The sequence below is a fragment of the Psychrobacter sp. TB20-MNA-CIBAN-0197 genome, from assembly GCF_040309765.1.
Taxonomy (GTDB): Bacteria; Pseudomonadota; Gammaproteobacteria; order Pseudomonadales; family Moraxellaceae; genus Psychrobacter; species Psychrobacter submarinus.
On sequence record NZ_JBEOPC010000577.1, the window covers coordinates 1 to 272 of the forward strand.

General features: G+C 44.9%; 1 protein-coding gene. It reads left to right on the plus strand.

Annotated elements, in window-relative coordinates; translation table 11 throughout:
- Positions 1 to 35: 35 nt before the first annotated feature.
- Positions 36 to 272: Maf family protein (locus AAEY83_RS15040; RefSeq protein WP_351060161.1), on the plus strand; the 237-nt coding region annotated here is incomplete at its 3' end.

Below are 272 nucleotides of genomic sequence, written 5' to 3' on the forward strand. Positions count from 1 at the left end.
CTTCGTAAATATCGCAGACATTTTAGGATCAGGTAATGACTACCGCAGTATATTTGGCATCAGCCTCTCCCCGTCGTAAAGAGTTATTAAGCCAATTAGGTGTCGAATTTACACAATTTAGTGTTGATGCAGATGAAAGCCCACTTCCAAAGGAGCAACCTAGAGCACTTGTTGAGCGTTTAGCGCGCTTGAAAGCCCAAAGCGGTGTAGAGCTTGGATATACCGATCGCCCTGTACTTGGTAGTGATACCGTGGTTGTTATAGACAACGAG